Raw genomic sequence first — 19,819 nt, 5'->3', positions numbered from 1 at the left:
GGCTCAGACTCCCGCCTGCTGGCGCTGGCGCCGCAGATGCGGCGGCATCTCGGCATAGAGGCCCTCGAACATGTCGCGCGTCGACGGCTTGCCGCCGGCATGCAGCGTGCCGTGGCTTTCCGCCTCCTTCTGCGCCGCGATCACCGTGTCGAGGATTTCGGCCTCGGCCTGCGCGTGGCGTTCGTCCGACCAGGCGCCGAGCCCGATCAGATGGTTCTTCAGCCGCACGATCGGATCGCCGAGCGGCCAGGCGTCGGATTCGGTCTTCGGCCGGTAGGCCGACGGATCGTCCGAACTGGAATGGGCGCCGGCGCGGTAGGTGACATATTCGACCAGCGTCGGCCCGAGATTCTTCCGCGCCCGCTCGGCCGCCCATTTGGCCACCGCATGGACGGCGAGATAGTCGTTGCCGTCGACACGCAGCGACGGGATGCCGAAACCGAGGCCCCGGGCCGCGAAGGTGCCGGAGCCGCCGCGCGCTATGCCTTGAAAAGTCGAGATCGCCCACTGGTTGTTGACGACATTGAGCACGACCGGCGCCTTGTAGGTGGAGGCGAACACCAGCGCCGAGTGAAAATCGGATTCCGCCGTCGAGCCGTCGCCGATCCATCCCGCCGCGATCTTCGAATCGTTCGAGATCGCCGAAGCCATCGCCCAGCCGACCGCCTGGATGTACTGCGTCGCCAGATTGCCGGATATGGAGAAGAAGCCGTGCTCTTTCGACGAATACATGATCGGCAGCTGCCGGCCCTTCAGCGGGTCGGCCTCGTTGGAATAGATCTGGTTCATCATCGTGACCATCGGATAGCCGTCGGCGATGAGCAGGCCGGCCTGCCGATAGGTCGGAAAATTCATGTCGCCTGGACTAAGCGCCTTGCGGAAGGCGCAGCTCACCGCCTCTTCGCCGAGATGCTGCATGTAGAAGGAGGTCTTGCCCTGGCGCTGCGCCATCTGCATGCGGGCATCGAAGGTCCGGAGCATCATCATATGGCGAAGGCCTTCCAGCAGCTCCTCGCTGGACAGCAGCCCGGCCCACGGGCCGACCGCCTCGCCATCGCGGTTCAGCACGCGGATGATCGAAAAGGCCATGTCGCGGATGGTGCGCGGATCGACATCGATGTCGGGGCGCGGCACCGAGCCGGCCGCGGCGATGGTCACGTTGGAGAAATCAGGCGTGCCGCCCGGCCGCACTTCCGGCTCCGGAACGTGAAAACGCAACATCCCAGCATCGGCCATGACCTTCGTCCTCCAATGTTGCCTGGCGCCGATATTTGCACATCCGCGCGTCCAGTGCGAATTCGCCGAAGGTCGTCGGACCGGCCGCGCCGGCCGATCCAGCCTCCCCGGCGCAAGATGAAGATATGTCCGCGAAATTTCTTGTCGATGTTTCACGGCGGCGCGCAATTTGGCGCAAGCTTGGGCAGGGTTTGTCGGAAGATAAGGTGATTGGGCGGCGGACCATCGCGCGGTCTTCCTTCTCCCCTTGTGGGAGAAGGTGGATCGGCGCGCAGCGCCTTCGGCGACACCTTCTCCCACAAGGGGAGAAGGAAAAGAGCGTCGGTGCCGATCGCCATTCACCCCAACCCCACATCATGCTAACCACCCACCATGGCACAGAAGAAAGCTTTCGAGGTCGATTCCTGGCTCGCGCGGCCTGACGCGCGCATCTCCATCATCCTGCTCTACGGCCCCGATCGCGGCCTCGTCTCCGAGCGTGCAAAGGCCTTTGCCGAAAAGACCGGCCTGCCGCTCGACGATCCCTTTTCCGTGGTCCGGCTCGAGGGCTCGGAGGTCGATCGCGACGAGGGCCGGCTGCTGGACGAGGCCCGCACCGTGCCGATGTTTTCCGACCGCCGGCTGCTCTGGGTGCGCAATGCCACCGGCCAGAAGGCGCTGGCCGCGGACGTCAAGGCGCTGACGGCGGAGCCCGCGCGCGATGCCATCATCCTGATCGAGGCCGGCGACCTCAAGAAGGGCGTCGGCTTGCGCGCCGTGGTCGAGGGCGCCGACAACGCCATGGCGCTGCCTTGCTACTCCGACGAGGCCCGCGACATCGACACCGTCATCGACGACGAATTGCGCAAGGCCGGCATGTCGATGACGCTGGAAGCCAGACAAGCGCTGCGCCGCAATCTCGGCGGCGACAGACTCGCTTCGCGCGGCGAGATCGAAAAGCTCATCCTCTACGCCCATGGCCAGAAGGAGATCGGCCTGAACGATGTCAGGGCGATGTCGGGCGACGTGTCCGGCGCCTCGTTCGACGATGCCGTCGACGCGCTGCTCGAAGGCAAGATCGGCGACTTCGACACCGCCTTCACCCGCCACTGCCAGTCCGGCGGCCCGCCCTTCCTGGTGTTGTCCTCGGCGATGCGCCAGCTGCAGCAGATTCAGATCATGCGCGGCCAGATGGACTCGGCCGGGCGCAATGCCGCATCGGTCGTCGCCGGCGCCCGCCCGCCGGTTTTCTTTTCGCGGCGCAAGCTGGTGGAGAAAGCGCTGGAGCGCTGGAGCAGCGATGCGCTGAGCCGCGCACTGACCCGGCTGCAGACTGCCGTGCTGCAGACCCGCAAGCGGCCCGATCTGTCGGAAGCGCTGGCGCGCCAAGCGCTGCTCGGCATTGCGGTGGAAAGCGCCAGGCTGGGGCAGCGTTAGGCGAGCGATCCTCCCGTACTATACGGCCAACAGCTACTCGCCGGACCAATTGATTGGGGCGTAATGTCCGTTTTGCCCGGAATTGTCCCAGCTCATGCCATGGTCGCTGAACGTACTGCTTTGCGCCCCCATCGCCATGCCGAGCCAGTCGGGATTGACAGGATGGCCGGTGGCCGCCCACATCTGCCCGTCCTCGCGCATTGTCGGCAGCGGCTCGACCGCCAGCTGCATGACGCCGGCAATCGCCACGGACCGTTTCTTGCCGTCTATGCGGTAGTCTATCGGGACCTTCTTGGCGCCGAGGTTCGTGCCGATCATGGGTGCCAACACCGCCATGGGGCCGCCCGCGGCGCCAGTGAAGATGGCACCCAGCGCCTCTGTCTGCCTGTCATCGGCCCGTTCGTCGATATAGGCCGCGGCCGTCCAATTGCCGTCTGCCATCGGACCCGGCGTGTGAGCAACCAGTGCCACACTGAGCCCGTCCAATCGAACGTCGCCGTAATTGCCCGTATCGACATGAAAGACCAGGCCGACGTCGCAGACGCCTTTCGTCGGCCTCGATGTCAGCTGCGCCTTGGTGGACAGCAGGCAAGGACACACGACATCGCAGCTGCAATTTTCGAAGTAGCTTCCGGACAATTGCCAACGGACTGCCATTTGCACCTCCCATGCGTCAGGCGCGTCGGCATATTCTTTTGGCGAGGCGGTGCCATTTCACGACGACTGCAGGAATGGCAAATGGCCCTCGCCGCGACCGGCACGCCAGGGCAATTAATTTAAGCCAAGTCTAATATAAGTTACGCCGTTGCCGGGCACTGTCAAGCATAGTGCTAGACTGGAGCTGCGGTCGGCGATTGGCCGATCTCCCCCCGCGTGGGGGAGATGGCTGGCAAGCCAGAGGGGGGCGCTGGCCCGCCGACCTCTCGATCGATCGTGATGCGGGTTCTCGGCCAGCCGCAGATGACAGAGGCAGCGCTCTACGGCGCCCCCCTCTGCCCTACCGGGCATCTCCCCCAGGAGGGGGGAGATTGATCGCTTCGCCGATTTCGCCAATCACGCCGCAAACAGAAAGGGCTGACCAAACGGCCAGCCCTCTTTTTCTCTGCGTTTAGTCAAGCTTTCGCTTAATACAATTCGCCGGCTAACTACCGTTCCTGCTTCAATCTCCGGCACAGCTCATCCAGCTGCTCCAGCGAGCGATAGGACACCCGCAGCTCGCCGCCCTTGCCCTTGTGATCGATGGCCACGATCATGCCGAGCGTGTCGGTCATCAGCTTTTCCAGTGCCAGCGTGTCGGTATCCTTTTCCTGCGCGGCTTGCGGCTGCTTCGGTTTGGCCGGCGTGGGGCCGGCCGGCATCTGCGCCAGCGCTTCGGCTTGGCGCACGGAAAGCCCTTCCTCGACGATGCGCTTGGCAAGGCCGGCCGGATCCTCCGCCGTCACCAGCGTACGGGCATGGCCGGCCGACAGCGCGCCGTCGACCAGCATGTCGCGGATCACATCCGGCAGCTTCAGCAGCCTGAGCGTGTTGGCGACATGGCTGCGGCTCTTGCCGATGACATTGCCGAGATCGGCCTGGGTGTAGCCGTGCTCGTCGATCAGCTGCTGGTAGCCCAGCGCTTCCTCGACGGCGTTGAGGTCGGTGCGCTGGACGTTCTCGATGATCGCCAGCTCGAGCGCGGTGCGGTCGTTGACCTCGCGGATGATGACCGGGATCTCGGTCAGCCCGGCGCGCTGCGCCGCCCGCCAGCGCCGCTCGCCGGCGATGATCTCGTAGCGGCCCGCCTGCGTCGGCGACGGCCGCGCCACCACCGGCTGCACCACGCCATGTTCGCGGATCGACTGGGCGAGATCGGTCAGTTCGGCGTCGCCAAAATGCCGGCGCGGGTTCTTCGGGTTGGGGCTCACGAACTCGATCGGCACCTTGCCGTCGGCGCTCATGCCGGGCTTTTCCGGCGCCGCCGGGCGATCGATCTCGCCGATCAGTGCCGCCAGGCCACGGCCCAGTCTTTTCCTCGAAAGGTCTTCGCTCATGTCAATTCCAGGTCTATCTTGGATAATCGTCTTTGGATCGTTTCGGTATCGAATCGGCTGTTAATTCTGCATCCGATCCAATCAAGCGGCGCGCAATTTACGCTCGCGGCGGATCACTTCCGAGGCCAGTTGCAGATAGGCCTGGCTGCCAGAGCACTTCAAATCGTAAAGGATTGCCGGCTTGCCGTAGGACGGCGCCTCCGACACCCGCACATTGCGCGGAATGATGGTCTCGTAGACCTTGTCGCCCATATGCTGGCGCACATCCTGCACCACCTGGTTGGCGAGATTGTTGCGGCCGTCATACATGGTCAGCACGATGCCCTGGATGGTGAGGTCCGGATTGATCGACCGGCGCACCTGCTCGACGGTTTCCAGCAATTGGCTGAGACCTTCGAGCGCGAAGAACTCGCATTGCAACGGCACCAGCACCGAATCGGCCGCCGCCATCGAATTCAACGTCAGAAGGTTGAGCGACGGCGGGCAGTCGATCAGCACATAGCCGAAGCCTGCCGAACGCGCCGAGGCGGCACGCAAGGCGTTGCGCAGCCGCAGCACCCGGTCGGGCGCCGAGGCGATCTCCATTTCGATGCCGAGCAGGTCGAGCGTCGACGGCACGATCGACAGGCCGGGCACGGCTGTCGGAATGGCCGCGGCTTCCAGTTCCAGCTCGCCGGTCAGCACGTCGTAGGACGAGACCGTGCGGTCCTTGCGGTCGATGCCGAGGCCGGTGCTGGCATTGCCTTGCGGGTCGAGGTCGACGATCAGCACCTTTTCGCCGATCGCGGCCAGAGCGGTGGCCAGATTGATGGCGGTGGTGGTCTTGCCGACACCGCCCTTCTGGTTGGCTACGGTGATGATTCGGGGGCCGTTCTTCATGGGTTTATGCCAGAAATTCATTTTTGGGTCGCCAAATAGCCCGACAAGTCGAAGATCAGACGGGTCGCAGGTTTGACAGTTCCAGGATCACGCCTTGGGGGTCCGTCACACTGGCATGTTCTACCAGATCGAAGGCCCATCGGTTAACGCTTTCTTGCACTTCGGCGCGATAATCCCGGCCTTTGTGGAACAGCCCGCGTGCACCCGACATCAGCCACGGCGCCGACAGGTCGAGCAGGACCGAAAGCGAGGCCAGAGCCCGCGCCGTGACGATTTGCGGTTGCGAAACAAGCGCATGGCTGTCCTCGATCCGGCGCGCGACAACCCGCGCCGGCAGGTTGAACTGGCCGATCACGGTCTGCAGGAACGAAGCCTTTTTGCGGTTGCTCTCCACCAGATCGATGCTGGCCCCATCGCGCTCGGCGAGCAGGAAAGCCATGACCAGGCCCGGAAATCCACCGCCCGAACCGATATCGACCCAGCGCGCGGCAGTGGGCTCTACGCGCGCCAGCTGCGCGCTGTCGAGGATGTGGCGCTGCCAGACATCGCCCGCGGTCGACTGCGCCACCAGATTGATGCTGCGATTCCATTTCTGGAACATCGCTTCGAATGCCACCAGGCGATCGAATGTTTCACGTGAAACCGGGCCCGCCGCGTCCTGCAGGCTCTTCCAAGAGAAAGAGCTCACGCAACAACCCTTTGATCGCTCCGGGGTCTCTGCATACTCTCATGGTGCCGGACATGTGCGACAATGATCGCCAGCGCCGCCGGCGTCATGCCCTCCATGCGTTGCGCGTCGGCAATGGACCGCGGCCGCCGCGCTTGCATCTTCTGCTTCAATTCGTTGGACAGGCCGGGCACGCCGGCGAAATCCACCGTCTCGGGGATCAGCCGGCTCTCCTCGTGGCGGATCTGCGCGACATCGCTCTTCTGCCGGTCGAGATAGACAGAATATTTCGCTTCCGTTTCGAGACGATCGGCGGTCTTGGCGTCGATCGCCGCAAATTTCGGCTCGACCCTGGCCAGCCAGGCAACATCCACGTCGGGATAGGCCAGCAGCTCATAACCCGACCGGCGCACGCCGTCCCGGTTGATCTCCAGCCCATGCCGCGCCGCCTCATTCGGAGTCATCGCCACCGACCTGGCCAATTCGCGCGCCGCGTCGAGCCGCTGCATGACATCACCGTAGCGCTGCATGCGTTGCGCCGAGGCGATCCCCAGCTTTTCGGCGAGCGGCGTCAGCCGCTCATCGGCATTGTCGGCGCGCAGCGACAGCCGGAATTCGGCCCGCGAGGTGAACATGCGGTAGGGTTCGCTGATGCCGCGGCTGGTCAGATCGTCGACCATCACGCCGATATAGGCCTCGGTGCGGCTGAGCACGATCTGTTCGCCGCCCAACGCCCGTCGTGCCGCGTTGAGGCCAGCAAGCAGGCCTTGCCCGGCCGCCTCTTCATAACCGGTGGTGCCGTTGATCTGCCCAGCGAGAAAGAGGCCGGCAACGCGCTTGGTCTCCAGCGTCTGCTGCAGCTCGCGCGGATCGACGTGATCATATTCAATGGCATAGCCAGGCTGCAGCATGACTGCACGCTCCAGCCCCGGAATGGTCTTGAGGATCTCGAGCTGCACATCCTGCGGCAGCGAGGTCGAAATCCCATTGGGATAGACGGTGTCGTCGTCGAGCCCTTCCGGCTCCAGAAAGATCTGGTGGCCGTCCCGGTCGCCGAACTTGACGATCTTGTCCTCGATCGACGGGCAATAGCGCGGGCCTACGCCTTCAATCGAGCCGGAATACATGGCGGAGCGGCCAAGATTGGCACGGATCAGCTCATGCGTGGCTGATGTCGTGCGGGTGATGCCGCACTCGATCTGCGGTGTCTCGACTCGATCGGTCATCAGCGAGAACGGCACAGGATCGTCATCCGCCGCCTGGCTTTCCAGCGACGCCCAGTCGATGGTCCTTCCGTCCAGCCGTGGAGGTGTGCCGGTCTTCAGGCGGCCGAGCTTGAAGCCGGCGCGGTCCATCGTCGCCGACAGCCCAAGGCTCGCCTGCTCATCCATGCGGCCGGCGACGATCTTCTTCTCGCCAATATGAATAAGGCCGCGCAGGAAGGTGCCTGTCGTCAGCACCACGGCGCCGCAGGCAAGCCTGCGGCCGTCGGCGAGCAGAACAGCGGCGATCCGTCCGTCGTTGATCTCGAAATCCAGCACCTCGCCCTCGACCACGTCGAGATCGTTCTGCTGCCGAATCGCTTCCTGCATGGCAAGGCGATAGAGCTTTCTGTCCGCCTGTGTGCGCGGGCCGCGCACCGCCGGACCCTTGCGGCGGTTGAGCAGGCGGAACTGGATGCCGGCGGCATCCGCCACCCGGCCCATCAGCCCGTCCATCGCGTCGATCTCGCGGACCAGATGGCCCTTGCCGAGCCCGCCGATCGCGGGATTGCACGACATCACGCCGATTGTGTCGAAGCGCAGCGTCACCAGCGCGGTTTTCGCGCCGGCGCGCGCGGCTGCACTGGCCGCCTCGCACCCCGCATGGCCGCCACCCACCACAACCACATCATAGTGACCGGTCATTTCAAATCCTGGACTCAAGAAGATTGAGGGACACATGTCCCCGCGGGGCCAAGCTGTCAAGAAAACTTCGCGACAAGTTTCACGTGAAACAGGGGGCGATGCAGCGCGGCGACGGTACTGCGCCAATCGGTACGGCTGATCAGTCCTGGAAGGCGCCCGCCCCTCATTGTCCTGCCGGACATTTCTCCCCGTATAGTAACGGGGAGAAAGTAGCTGGCCGCAACACGGCACCCCTCTTGGGACGTCGGCGATTGGCGAAACCATTCGTGCGAGCGCCCTCTCCCGGTGACCATACGGGGAGAGGATGCCGGCAGGCAGGTGAGGGGCAGCGCCACCATCCGCCACTATCTCGCAAATTGCCCCCGCACCTGCTTCATAGGACACGGCATATTCTGGATCGCTGTGTTTCACGTGAGTCACGGAAAGCAATACGCCGCATAGTTTCACGTGAATCATTTCCCGATGCAGAACTGCGAAAAGATCACATCCAACATATCTTCGACATCGATCGCGCCGACAATTCGGCCCAACCTATCCGCCGCCAGCCGCAGCTCCTCGGCCCGCAGTTCCTGGCCGCCGGTGTGCTCATCGATCGCGCGAAGCAAATGGCGATTCGCCTCACCGAGCAGTTCAACATGGCGCAGGCGGGACGGCAGGATATCGCCGACGTCGCCAGCCGCGTCCGCCGCGCAACGGCCGATTTCGGCGAGCAGCGCCTCCACACCAGTGCCATTCATAACTGAAATGACGAAGTCGTATCTGCCAGCCGCATCACCCGCCGCCTGCCCATCCAGCAGGTCGAGCTTGGTGCCGACGCGCAACAGAGGTGCCGTAGACTCGACCGCGCCGATGGCCCTGGGAGCCAAAATGTCCTCCAGCAGCAGCAAGAGATCGGCGCGATCGGCCTTGGCCCGCGCCTTCTCGATGCCGATCGCCTCGACCTTGCCCTGTGCGTCGCGCAAGCCGGCCGTATCCGTCAGCCTGACGCGAAGGCCGCCGAGATCCAGCGTCACCTCGAGCAGGTCGCGGGTCGTGCCGGGCTCATCCGTTACAATAGCTGCATCGCGCCGCGCCAAGGCGTTGAACAGACTCGACTTGCCGGCATTAGGCGCGCCCAGAATCACCACCTCAAAACCGTCGCGAATGATTTCGGCAGCGTGAAATCCGGCGATGTGGCGATCGATTTCGCCGATCATCACCTGGACATCCGTCCAGACCGTATCCGAAACGGATCCCGGCACGTCGTCTTCGTCAGCAAAATCGATCTCGGCCTCGATCATGGCCCGCGCGTGGATCAGCCGGCGGCGCCAACTCATATACAGATCGCTCTGGACACCCTCGGCATTCTGGACCGCGAAACGTCGCTGCGCCTCGGTCTCGGCATTGACCAGGTCCGCCAGCGCCTCCGTCTCGACGAGGTCGACCTTGCCGTTAAGAAAGGCGCGACGCGTGAATTCGCCGGGTTCGGCGAGCCTGACGCCGTCAAAGCTGGCGATGATCTCCAACATCCGCGCCACGACGGCGCGCCCGCCATGGACATGAAATTCCGCGACGTCCTCCCCGGTAAAGCTCGCCGGACCGGGAAAGAAGATGACCAGGCCGCTGTCGAGCACGGTTCCATCCGGCGCTCTGAACCTGCGCAGAACCGCCGCCCGGTCCTTAACCATGCCACCGGCAATCGTTTCGACTACGAATCGAGTCTGCCGACCGGAGATACGCAGCACGGCGACACCGGCCGGAAGCCGACCGCTCGACAGCGCAACGATCGAATCGCCTGAAATCATTTGCCCGCTCTGTTGAACCGCCCTAGCCTCGCGCCTTCAAACAACCCGAGTTGCCCATTGTGACATTGCCCGCGCAAAACCTGCTTGCCGAAGAGGCCAGCCCCTATCTGCAGCAGCACAGCGCCAATCCCGTCCATTGGCGGGCCTGGTCGCCGGCATCGCTCGAAGAAGCAAGGACGCTCGATCGCCCGATCCTGCTCTCCGTCGGCTATGCCGCCTGCCACTGGTGCCATGTGATGGCGCATGAAAGCTTCGAGAATGACAGCGTCGCCGCCGTCATGAACCGTCTGTTCGTCAATATCAAGGTCGACCGCGAGGAGCGTCCCGACATCGATCAGATCTATATGGCCGCGCTGTCCTCGATGGGCGAGCAAGGCGGCTGGCCGCTGACCATGTTCCTGACGCCGGACGGCAAGCCATTCTGGGGCGGCACCTATTTTCCGCGCGAGGCGCGCTATGGCCGCCCGGGCTTCATCCAGGTCATGGAAGCGGTCGACAAGGCGTGGCGCGAGAAGCGCGACAGCCTGCACCAGAGCGCCGACGGGCTGACCTCCCATGTCGAGGCGCGGCTTTCCGGCACGCATGGCAAGCAGAGCCTCGACCGCGGCACGCTCACCGACTTCGCCGGCCGCATCGACGGCATGATCGACCGCGAGCTTGGCGGCCTGCGCGGCGCGCCGAAATTCCCCAACGCGCCATTCATGCTCACCCTGTGGCTGTCCTGGCTGCGCGATGGCAACGCCGCGCATCGCGATGACGTGCTGGTCAGCCTGGAACGGATGCTGGCCGGCGGCATCTATGACCATATTGGTGGCGGCCTCAGCCGCTACTCCACCGATGCGGAATGGCTGGTGCCGCATTTCGAAAAGATGCTCTACGACAATGCGGAGCTGATCCGCTTCTGCAACTGGGCGTTTTCGGCAAGCGGCAATCATTTGTTCCGGATACGAATCGAAGAGACCGTCGACTGGCTGCTGCGTGAAATGCGCGTCGAAGGCGGCGCCTTCGCCGCCAGTCTCGATGCCGACAGCGATGGCGAGGAAGGGCTGTTCTACACCTGGAGCCGGGAAGAGATAGAAGCCGTCCTTGGTGACGATTCAGCCTTATTTTTCAAGTACTTCACGGTTTCCAGCCCGCATGGCTGGGAAGGCAAGCCTATCGTCCACCATTCCAGCGCCCAGCAAGCCCAAAGCGTCGCCGATCGCGAAAAACTCATTCCGCTCAAAGCCAGGCTTCTCGCCGTGCGGGAGGAACGCGTCCGGCCAGGCCTAGATGCCAAGACCCTCACGGACTGGAACGGCCTGATGATTGCGGCACTCGCCGAGGCCGGTCGCTCGCTGGGCCGGCCCGACTGGATCGAGGCCGCGGCCAAGGCCTTTGCCCATATCTCCGGCGCCAGCCGCGACGGCCGCTTGCCGCATTCCATGCTTGGCGCCAGGAAACTGTTTCCCGCTCTGTCGAGCGACTATGCCGCCATGGCCAATGCGGGGATTTCGCTGTTCGAGGCGTCTGGCGATTGGAGCTACATCGACCGGGCGAAACAGTTCATCGAGCAGCTCGACCATTGGCATGCCGACGAAGCCGGCACAGGTTACTATCTGACCGCCTCGGACAGCACCGACGTGCCGATCCGCATCAGGGGCGATGTCGACGAGGCGATTTCGTCAGCCACCAGTCAAATCATCGCGGCACTTGTGCGGCTCGCCTCCGTGACCGGCGATCTCGATCTCGGGGAAAAAGCCTGGAAGATCGCAGAGCACGCCGCCGGCCGCGCAGCGCAACAGGCCTATGGCCAGGCCGGCATCGTCAATGCCTGCACGCTTGCCATCGAGCCGTTGAAACTGGTCATCGTCGACAATCCAGAAGATCCAAAGCTTGTTCCGGTCGCGAATCGATGCCCCGACCCGCGCCGCGTCGACATCATTGCCGCGATTGGTTCGGAAACGAATCGACCCTTGCTGCCGGGCGGGATTCTGCCGCCGACCGACAGGCCGGGTGCCTGGCTTTGTACAGGGCAGGTTTGTTTGCCGGTGGTGACAAGTGCTGAGGAGTTGGAGCGGTTGTTGAGCCGTCGATAGGCGGAGCCGGAGACCTAGCTGACTGCTCCGTGCCCCCAAATTTCAACGTCAGCGCTGCCCCCCACCTGCCTGCCGGCATCCTCTCCCCGTAAACGGGGCGAGGGACGCTGTTGTCGCTGCTTTCGCCAATTGTCAGCGCTCCGGAGGAAGGCGCCGGCGCTGGTTCCAGCCTCTTTCTCCCCGTTTACAGGGAGGAATGCCCGGCAGGGCAATAAGGGGCGGCGCCGACTTATGCGATTTGCCGCGAGGCCCGCCGACCTAACCCAGCAAAGAAAAACCCCATCCCAGTTTCCTGGAATGGGGCTCGATACAGGTCCGGAAGCTTCGGACCGGCCCTTACGTATTCATCGAATCGAAGAAATCCGCATTGGTCTTGGTCTGCTTCAGCTTGTCGATGAGGAACTCGATCGCGTCGGTGGTTCCCATCGGCGCCAGGATGCGGCGCAGCACGAAGATCTTCTGCAGGTCCTGACGCGGCACCAGCAGGTCTTCCTTGCGGGTACCGGACTTCAGGATGTCCATGGCCGGATAGATGCGCTTGTCGGCGACCTTGCGGTCGAGCACGATTTCCGAATTGCCGGTGCCCTTGAACTCTTCGAAGATGACTTCGTCCATGCGGCTGCCGGTATCGATCAGCGCGGTGGCGATGATGGTCAGCGAACCGCCTTCCTCGATGTTACGCGCGGCGCCGAAGAAGCGCTTCGGGCGCTGCAGCGCGTTGGCGTCGACACCGCCGGTCAGCACCTTGCCGGATGACGGCACGACGGTGTTGTAGGCGCGACCGAGGCGGGTGATGGAATCGAGCAGGATGACGACGTCGCGGCCATGTTCGACCAGGCGCTTGGCCTTTTCGATCACCATTTCGGCGACCTGGACGTGGCGCACCGCCGGTTCGTCGAAGGTCGAGGAGACGACCTCGCCCTTCACCGAGCGCTGCATGTCGGTCACTTCTTCCGGCCGCTCGTCGATCAGAAGCACGATCAGATAGCATTCCGGGTGATTGGTGGTGATGGAATGGGCGATGTTCTGCAGCAGCACCGTCTTGCCGGTGCGCGGCTGCGCGACGATCAAAGCGCGCTGGCCCTTGCCGAGCGGCGCCACCAGGTCGATGACGCGCGGCGAGATGTCCTTGGAGGTCGGAACCTCCATTTCCATCTTCAGCCGCGAGGTCGGATAGAGCGGCGTCAGATTGTCGAAGTGGATCTTGTGGCGGATCTTTTCGGGATCGTCGAAATTGATGGTGTTGACCTTGAGCAGCGCGAAATAGCGCTCGCCCTCTTTCGGGCTGCGGATCGGTCCTTCGACCGTATCGCCGGTCTTCAGCGAAAAGCGCCGGATCTGCGACGGCGAGATGTAGATGTCGTCGGGACCTGGCAGATAGTTGGCGTTGGCCGAGCGCAGGAAGCCGAACCCGTCCTGAAGCACTTCGACCACGCCGTCGCCGATAATCTCGACGTCCTGGGCGGCCAGCTTCTTCAGGATCGCGAACATCAGCTCCTGCTTGCGCATGACGCTGGCGTTCTCGACCTCGAGCGATTCGGCATAAGCGATCAGCTCTGGCGGTTTCTTGTTCTTGAATTCGGTAAGTTTCATTTCTTGCATAGACGGACTCTGGGTGAGCTTTGGGAGAAAAATATCGGCGGGATGCGACAAATGCCGGGCGCGGCCGAAAACAATGAGGGGCGGCGCATGACGGGAAGGAAGACCCGTCTTTTATCGTCGGTCGGATGAAAGAGCAAGCCGCGTTTTAAACGGCCTGATCGGCCTCAGAACGGCTTGACGACAACCAAGATCACGATGGCGATCATCAGAAATGTGGGGATCTCGTTGACGATCCGCCAGTGCCTCGCCGCTTTTTCGTTGCGATCCTCGGCGAATTTGCGCACCGCGCCGGCCAGATAGCCGTGAACGGCGGACATTAACAACACCAAACCGATCTTGGCGTGCAGCCAGCCGCCCTGGAATCCAAAGACTTTCCAGGCAAGCCAAAGGCCGAACACCCAGGTGACGATCATCGCCGGATTGATGATGCCGCGCAGCAGGCGCCGCTCCATCACCTTGAAGGTCTCCGACTGCACCGAGCCCTTCTCGGCATCGACGTGGTAGACGAACAGCCGCGGCAGATAGAGCATGCCGGCCATCCACGAAATGACGGCAACGATATGGATCGCCTTTGCCCAGGGATAGAAACTTTCGGGCGCGACGAAAAACAGAAGCGCCGTCAGCACGATCAGCACAGCGATGCTGACGACCATACGCATCATCGCCTGTCCGGTGCTGTTGGTGTTGTTCATCTCAGCCATCAGCGTGTCGCGCTCCTCACCTGCTTCACCATCGCCTCGACATGCGCGATCGGTGTCTCCGGCGTGATGCCGTGGCCGAGATTGAAGATCAGCGGCCCGTCTCCCAGCGCTTTGAGGATCGCCTCGACGCCATCAGACAGCGCCTTGCCGCCGGCCACGAGCCTCAAGGGATCGAGATTGCCCTGGACCGCACCCGAACGCTGCAGATCCTTCGCCGCCGCTAGCGGCACCGTCCAGTCGATCCCCAGCCCCGTCACACCGGTCTTCTGGCGATAGGTCCGGTAGCGCGCGCCGGCGCCCTTGGGAAATCCGATGATCGGCACATCGGGATGAACGGCGCGAACCTGGCGGACCATCTCGGCCACCGGCCAAACGCAAAACTGGTCGAACGTCGCATCGTCGAGCACGCCGGACCAGGAATCGAAAATCTGCACCACATCCGCGCCGGCTTCGATCTGCCGGATCAGATAGGCCGCCGACTGGTCGGCAAGCACCGTCAGGAGATGTTGAAACGCCGCCGGCTCGCGATAGGCAAACAGCCGTGCCGGCGCCTGATCGGGCGTTCCATGGCCGGCGATCATATAGGTCGCCACCGTCCAGGGCGCGCCGCAGAAGCCGATCAGCGTGGTCTCGTCAGGCAGTTTTGCCCGCAACCGGCGAACCGTCTCGTAGACCGGTTCGAGATTCACGTGAAACACATCGCTTTCCAGAGCCATGATCTCGGCCACGGAGATCGGCGTCAAAAGCGGGCCTCTTCCCTCTTCGAAGCGAACGTCGCGGCCGAGCGCATGCGGAACGACAAGGATGTCGGAGAACAGGATCGAGGCGTCGAAGCCGAAGCGCTCTATCGGCTGCAAGGTCACTTCCACCGCAAGGTCGGGATCGTAGCAGAGATCGAGGAACGAACCTGCGCGCCTGCGTGTTTCACGATATTCCGGCAGATAGCGTCCGGCCTGACGCATCATCCAGAGCGGAGGCGGAAAGTGCGCCTCGCCCTTCAGGACGTCCAGCATGATCCGGCTTTTGGGCATTGAGCGCTTACCCTCTCCCAGCCTTCCTATAATCAAAGATTCTTATATCTAAGATTCTTCTGATTCTAAGAGTCTGTTGGTTGTGGTGGTTGTCACCTGTCCCGCTTCGCCAGCCAAAAAGCCAGCAAGCATATTGTCGCGCGCTTCCCTCTCCCGACTTAAGGGTTCTGGGGATCATCCGGAATCCATCATCGGAGTCAAAGCTTTAGCAAACCGAGGAAGAATCCCGCCCTGTGGACGGCTGAAAGGCAAAGGCGGCCGTCCCCAGACTTGTCCCCAGCCGCCCGACCAAGCTGACAGCACAGCGAATTGTGGACAAACTGCCATCTGATACAGTCGCCTCCGACCGGCGCCTCTTTCTGTCCCGCTTTATCCACATCCGCCCACAGCCCCAGGTGATCCCTGTGAACAAACCCCAGAGCTTCTTTCACCTGCACCTGATTTCCGACGCGACCGGCGAAACGCTGCTCGCCGCCGGGCGGGCGGCTTCGGCGCAATACAAGGATGCACGGGCGATCGAGCACATCTACCCGCTCATCCGTACCGAAAAGCAGGTGGCCAAGGTGTTCGAGGACATAGAGGAGGAGCCGGGCATCATCCTCTATACGGTCGTCGACCAGAAGCTGGCGCGCGGCATTGACGAGCGCTGCGCCACAATGGGCCTGCCCTGCGTGTCGGTGCTGGAGCCGGTGCTCACCGTCTTCCAGTCCTATCTCGGCACGCCGGCCGGCCGCCGTGTCGGCGCCCAGCACGTTCTCGACGCCGAATATTTCCGCCGCATCGATGCGCTGAACTTCACCATGGACCATGATGACGGCCAGCTGCCGGCGAATATGGACGATGCCGATGTCGTGCTGATCGGCATTTCGCGGACGTCGAAGACGCCGACCAGCATCTATCTCGCCAATCGCGGCATCAAGACCGCCAACATCCCGATCGTGCTCGGCGTGCCGGTGCCCGAAAGCCTGATCAGCGCCTCCAAGCCGCTGATCGTCGGGCTGATCGCCACCGCCGAGCGCATCTCGCATGTCCGCCAGAACCGCATCCTCGGCAACAGCAGTTCCTATGTGCCGACCGACTATGTCGACCGCGCCGCCATCAACGAGGAGCTCGCCTATGCCCGCCAGATCTGCACGCGCCATGGCTGGCCGATGATCGACGTCAGCCGCCGCTCGATCGAGGAAACGGCGGCGGCGATCGTTGCCCTGCGGGGGAAGAACAGATAATTGAACGAGGAGTGCGTTTTCCGAGACTTCTTAGCGGAAACTCGGCGCCGCCCCTCACCTGCCTGCCGGCATCCTCTCCCCGTATAGTGACGGGGAGAGGGGCGCTGTCGTAGAAGGTTTCGCCAATCACCAGCGTAGCCGAAGAAGAGCGCCTGCGCTTAAGCTGCCCCTTTCTCCCCGTCTCTATACGGAGAGAAATGTCCGGCAGGACAATGAGGGGCGGCGCCAACGTTGCAGATTGAAGCTCATATCCCAACCGCGCCTGTACCTGCGCCTGAGTGAAAAATGACCGAAAAAATCATCCTCGCCTCCGGCAGTCCGTTCCGCAAGGCGATGCTTCTCAATGCCGGGCTCGATGTCGAGGCCGTGCCGGCCGATGTCGATGAGCGCGCGCTCGAGGCGCCGCTGCAGGATAGCGGCGTTTCGCCCGAGGATGTCGCCCTGGTTCTGGCCGAGGCCAAGGCCACCGAGGTCAGCGAACGCCGGCCCGGCGCGCTGGTGCTCGGCTGCGACCAGACTTTGTCTTTGGGTGACGAAGTGTTCCACAAGCCGGCCGACATGGAAGGCGCGCGCCGCCATCTCCTGGCGTTGTCGGGCAAGACCCACCAGCTCAACAGCGCCGCCGTTCTGGTGCGCGACGGCAAGGTGCTATGGCGCCATGTCGGCATCGCCGGCATGACCATGCGCAAGCTCGACCCCGGCTTCATCGGCCGCCATCTCGCCCGTGTCGGCGCCAGGGCGCTGGCCAGCGTCGGCGCCTACCAGGTCGAGGGCGAAGGCATCCAGCTCTTCGAGAAGATCGAGGGCGATCATTTTACGATTGTCGGCCTGCCGCTTTTGCCGCTGCTGGCCGAACTGCGCACGCTGGGGGCCATCGATGGCTGAGGCAACGAAGAAGGCTTTTGTCACCGGCCATCCGATCAAGCACTCGCGCTCGCCGAAGATCCACGGCCACTGGCTGGCAAAGCACGACATCGACGGCAGTTATGAGGCGATCGACGTGGCGCCGCAGGATTTTGCCGAATTCATCGCGGCTTTGCAGGCAAACGGGTTTCGCGGCGGCAATGTCACCATTCCGCACAAGGAAGCCGCTTTCGCTCTTGTCCACCGCCGCGACCAGGCGGCCGAGGAGATCGGCGCCGTCAACACGCTGTGGTTCGAGGACGGTCTCCTGTGGGGCGGCAACACCGACGGCCACGGCTTTGCCGCCAACCTCGATGATTACGCGCCGGGCTGGGCGAACACCGGCCCCGCGGTCGTGCTCGGCGCCGGCGGCGCGTCCCGCGCCGTCATCCAGGCGCTGAAGCAGCGTGGCGTCGGCGATATCAGAATCGTGAACCGCACGCTCGCCCGGGCGCAGGAATTGCGGGATCGTTTCGGCGCCGGCGTTTCGGCGCATGGCACGGCGGAGACCCACGAATTGCTGGCCGACGCCGGCCTGCTGGTCAACACCACGGCACTTGGCATGGTCGGCAATGAAGGCCTCGCCGCCGATCCGGCCTTGCTGCCGGACCACGCCATCGTCACCGACCTTGTCTATGTGCCGCTTGAAACCCCCCTGCTCGCCGCCGCGCGCGCCAGGGGGCTGAAGACAGTCGACGGCCTCGGCATGCTGCTCAACCAGGCCGTGCCCGGCTTCGAACATTGGTTCGGCATCAGGCCGCGGGTCACGGCGGAGCTTCGCGCACTCATCGTTGCCGATCTGGTGCCGAAACCATGATCGTGCTCGGCCTCACCGGCTCGATCGGCATGGGCAAGTCGACGACGGCGAAAATGTTCGCCGAGGCGGGCGTGCCGGTCCATGATTCCGACGAGGCGGTGCATCGCCTCTATTCCGGTGCGGCGGCGCCTTTGGTCGAGGCCGCTTTTCCCGGAACGGTTGTCGATGGTGTGGTCGATCGCGCAAAACTTGGCGCGCGCGTGCTTGGCGATGCCGCCGCGCTGAAGCGGCTGGAAGCGATCATCCATCCGCTGGTGCGCGCCGATGCCGACGCCTTCCTGGCCATGCATCGTAACGCCGGCGAATCGATCGCCGTGCTCGATATTCCGCTGCTCTTCGAAACCGGCGGCCGTGGCCGCGTCGACAAGGTCGTCGTCGTCACGGCGCCCACCGAAATCCAGCGCCAGCGCGTGCTGGCCCGGCCGGGCATGACGGAAGAAAAACTGGCGGCGATCCTGGCCAAGCAGGTGCCGGATGCGGAGAAGCGCAGGCTGGCGGATTTCGTCATCGACACCGGCCAAGGATTGGAGGCGGCGCGTGCCGCCGTTGCCACCATTATCGCCGAGCTCTCCGGGGGGTCTGGTCGCTGACGCTTTCCTTCTCCCCTTGTGGGAGAAGGTGTCGCCGAAGGCGACGGATGAGGGGTGTTCCAGGGAACGCCAACGTCTCACTCCGCTGGAACACCCCTCATCCGTCTCGGCGCTACGCGCCGATCCACCTTCTCCCACAAGGGGAGAAGAGAAAACAGGCATTGCCATTGCCATTTTGTTCCGCTGTATGATTCTGCTTGCTTAGAACGGACTGATTCGATGCGCGAGATCATCTTCGATACGGAAACCACCGGCCTTGATTCGCGCGACGACCGCGTGATCGAGCTGGGCGGCGTCGAACTGGTCAACCGTTTCCCGACCGGCAGGACGTTCCACCACTATATCAACCCGCAGGGCCGGGCGATCCATGAGGAGGCGCAGGCCGTGCACGGCATCAGCGCGGCGGATCTCGCGGGCAAGCCGACCTTTGCCGACATCGCCGAGGAATGGCTGACCTTCACCGACGGCGCCAAGCTGGTCGCCCACAACGCCACGTTCGACATCGGCTTCCTCAATGTCGAATTCGGCCGACTCGGCCATCCCGTCGTCGATCCCGGCCGTGTCGTCGACACGCTGGCGCTGGCGCGCCGCAAGCACCCGATGGGCCCCAATTCGCTCGATGCGCTCTGCCGGCGCTACGGCATCGACAACACGAAGCGCACCAAGCACGGCGCGCTGCTCGATTCCGAATTGCTCGCCGAGGTCTATATCGAACTGATCGGCGGCAAGCAGGCGGCGCTCATCCTCGACAGCGCCACCGCGCCGGCGCAGGGCGAGAATGTCCGGCATATCGAGATCATCGTCGCCGAGCGTCCGAGGCCGCTGCCGGCGCGCTTGACCGAAGCGGAGCGCGCCGCGCATGCCGCCATGGTCGCTACGCTCGGCGAAAAGGCGCTCTGGCTGAAAGCCAATTCCTCCGAAAAGAGCGTTGCGGCGTCGTAGGACAAAC

The 19,819-nt window shown here is 63.5% G+C and carries 17 protein-coding genes; 7 read left to right on the top strand and 10 right to left on the bottom strand.

Annotated elements, in window-relative coordinates:
• Positions 1 to 3 precede the first annotated feature (3 nt).
• Positions 4 to 1,236, bottom strand: a complete 1,233-nt coding sequence (locus JG747_RS04365) for a 3-methyl-2-oxobutanoate dehydrogenase (2-methylpropanoyl-transferring) subunit alpha (protein ID WP_202361236.1) — start codon at positions 1,234 to 1,236, stop codon at positions 4 to 6.
• Positions 1,237 to 1,608: 372 nt separating this feature from the next.
• On the opposite strand from JG747_RS04365, the gene holA reads away from it, so the two are divergent.
• Positions 1,609 to 2,652 (top strand): DNA polymerase III subunit delta, encoded by a 1,044-nt coding sequence (gene holA / locus JG747_RS04360; RefSeq protein ID WP_202361235.1) that lies wholly within the window; start codon positions 1,609 to 1,611, stop codon positions 2,650 to 2,652.
• Between the two features lie 33 nt (positions 2,653 to 2,685).
• On the opposite strand, the gene JG747_RS04355 is transcribed toward holA, so the two are convergent.
• The 6 genes from JG747_RS04355 to mnmE all read right to left on the bottom strand — a co-directional run bounded on the left by JG747_RS04355 (position 2,686) and on the right by mnmE (position 9,922).
• Positions 2,686 to 3,309 carry a DUF1326 domain-containing protein gene (locus tag JG747_RS04355; protein ID WP_027047564.1) on the bottom strand — a complete coding sequence of 208 codons (624 nt, stop codon included), beginning with the start codon at positions 3,307 to 3,309 and terminating at the stop codon, positions 2,686 to 2,688.
• Between the two features lie 488 nt (positions 3,310 to 3,797).
• Entirely contained in the window at positions 3,798 to 4,685 is an 888-nt protein-coding gene (locus JG747_RS04350) for a ParB/RepB/Spo0J family partition protein (protein ID WP_038650778.1), read from the bottom strand.
• A gap of 81 nt (positions 4,686 to 4,766) precedes the next feature.
• On the bottom strand, positions 4,767 to 5,564 hold the full coding sequence (locus JG747_RS04345) for a ParA family protein (protein ID WP_019862172.1): 798 nt from the start codon (positions 5,562 to 5,564) through the stop codon (positions 4,767 to 4,769).
• A 55-nt stretch (positions 5,565 to 5,619) separates the two neighbouring features.
• Positions 5,620 to 6,252 carry a 16S rRNA (guanine(527)-N(7))-methyltransferase RsmG gene (gene rsmG / locus JG747_RS04340; RefSeq protein ID WP_202361234.1) on the bottom strand — a complete coding sequence of 211 codons (633 nt, stop codon included), beginning with the start codon at positions 6,250 to 6,252 and terminating at the stop codon, positions 5,620 to 5,622.
• Positions 6,249 to 8,138, bottom strand: a complete 1,890-nt coding sequence (mnmG, locus tag JG747_RS04335; RefSeq protein ID WP_202361233.1) for a tRNA uridine-5-carboxymethylaminomethyl(34) synthesis enzyme MnmG — start codon at positions 8,136 to 8,138, stop codon at positions 6,249 to 6,251. Before mnmG ends, rsmG begins: the two co-directional genes overlap by 4 nt.
• A 452-nt stretch (positions 8,139 to 8,590) precedes the next feature.
• On the bottom strand, positions 8,591 to 9,922 hold the full coding sequence (gene mnmE, locus JG747_RS04330; RefSeq protein WP_202361232.1) for a tRNA uridine-5-carboxymethylaminomethyl(34) synthesis GTPase MnmE: 1,332 nt from the start codon (positions 9,920 to 9,922) through the stop codon (positions 8,591 to 8,593).
• 59 nt (positions 9,923 to 9,981) lie between these two features.
• Between mnmE and JG747_RS04325 the strand changes: the two genes are divergently transcribed.
• Positions 9,982 to 12,000 carry a thioredoxin domain-containing protein gene (locus JG747_RS04325; protein WP_202361231.1) on the top strand — a complete coding sequence of 673 codons (2,019 nt, stop codon included), beginning with the start codon at positions 9,982 to 9,984 and terminating at the stop codon, positions 11,998 to 12,000.
• Positions 12,001 to 12,336: 336 nt separating this feature from the next.
• Here the strand turns inward: JG747_RS04325 and rho are convergent, their stop codons facing one another.
• The 3 genes from rho to hemE form a co-directional block, all read right to left on the bottom strand.
• Entirely contained in the window at positions 12,337 to 13,602 is a 1,266-nt protein-coding gene (gene rho, locus JG747_RS04320; protein ID WP_019862177.1) for a transcription termination factor Rho, read from the bottom strand.
• A 164-nt stretch (positions 13,603 to 13,766) separates the two neighbouring features.
• Positions 13,767 to 14,303 (bottom strand): protoporphyrinogen oxidase HemJ, encoded by a 537-nt coding sequence (gene hemJ / locus JG747_RS04315; protein ID WP_202361230.1) that lies wholly within the window; start codon positions 14,301 to 14,303, stop codon positions 13,767 to 13,769.
• The gene (gene hemE, locus JG747_RS04310) at positions 14,303 to 15,334 is read right to left on the bottom strand and encodes a uroporphyrinogen decarboxylase (RefSeq protein ID WP_202361229.1); all 1,032 of its coding nucleotides are present in this window, start codon (positions 15,332 to 15,334) and stop codon (positions 14,303 to 14,305) included. The genes hemJ and hemE overlap by 1 nt, the downstream gene beginning before the upstream one ends.
• A 311-nt stretch (positions 15,335 to 15,645) precedes the next feature.
• Here hemE and JG747_RS04305 point away from each other — a divergent pair, with 311 nt between their 5' ends.
• From JG747_RS04305 to dnaQ, 5 genes are all read left to right on the top strand, one after another.
• Complete coding sequence (locus JG747_RS04305; RefSeq protein ID WP_446720609.1) at positions 15,646 to 16,560, top strand: pyruvate, water dikinase regulatory protein; 915 nt, start codon at positions 15,646 to 15,648, stop codon at positions 16,558 to 16,560.
• Positions 16,561 to 16,845: 285 nt separating this feature from the next.
• Complete coding sequence (locus JG747_RS04300) at positions 16,846 to 17,445, top strand: Maf-like protein (protein ID WP_019862180.1); 600 nt, start codon at positions 16,846 to 16,848, stop codon at positions 17,443 to 17,445.
• On the top strand, positions 17,438 to 18,280 hold the full coding sequence (locus JG747_RS04295) for a shikimate dehydrogenase (RefSeq protein ID WP_202361227.1): 843 nt from the start codon (positions 17,438 to 17,440) through the stop codon (positions 18,278 to 18,280). Before JG747_RS04300 ends, JG747_RS04295 begins: the two co-directional genes overlap by 8 nt.
• Positions 18,277 to 18,870 (top strand): dephospho-CoA kinase, encoded by a 594-nt coding sequence (gene coaE / locus JG747_RS04290; RefSeq protein WP_202361226.1) that lies wholly within the window; start codon positions 18,277 to 18,279, stop codon positions 18,868 to 18,870. The genes JG747_RS04295 and coaE overlap by 4 nt, the downstream gene beginning before the upstream one ends.
• A gap of 219 nt (positions 18,871 to 19,089) precedes the next feature.
• On the top strand, positions 19,090 to 19,812 hold the full coding sequence (dnaQ, locus tag JG747_RS04285; protein ID WP_202361225.1) for a DNA polymerase III subunit epsilon: 723 nt from the start codon (positions 19,090 to 19,092) through the stop codon (positions 19,810 to 19,812).
• Positions 19,813 to 19,819: the final 7 nt, after the last annotated feature.

The sequence above is a fragment of the Mesorhizobium sp. 131-3-5 genome (genome assembly GCF_016756575.1).
In the GTDB taxonomy this organism is placed as follows: Bacteria; Pseudomonadota; Alphaproteobacteria; order Rhizobiales; family Rhizobiaceae; genus Mesorhizobium; species Mesorhizobium jarvisii.
This window is presented reverse-complemented; position numbering and strand designations above follow the sequence as displayed.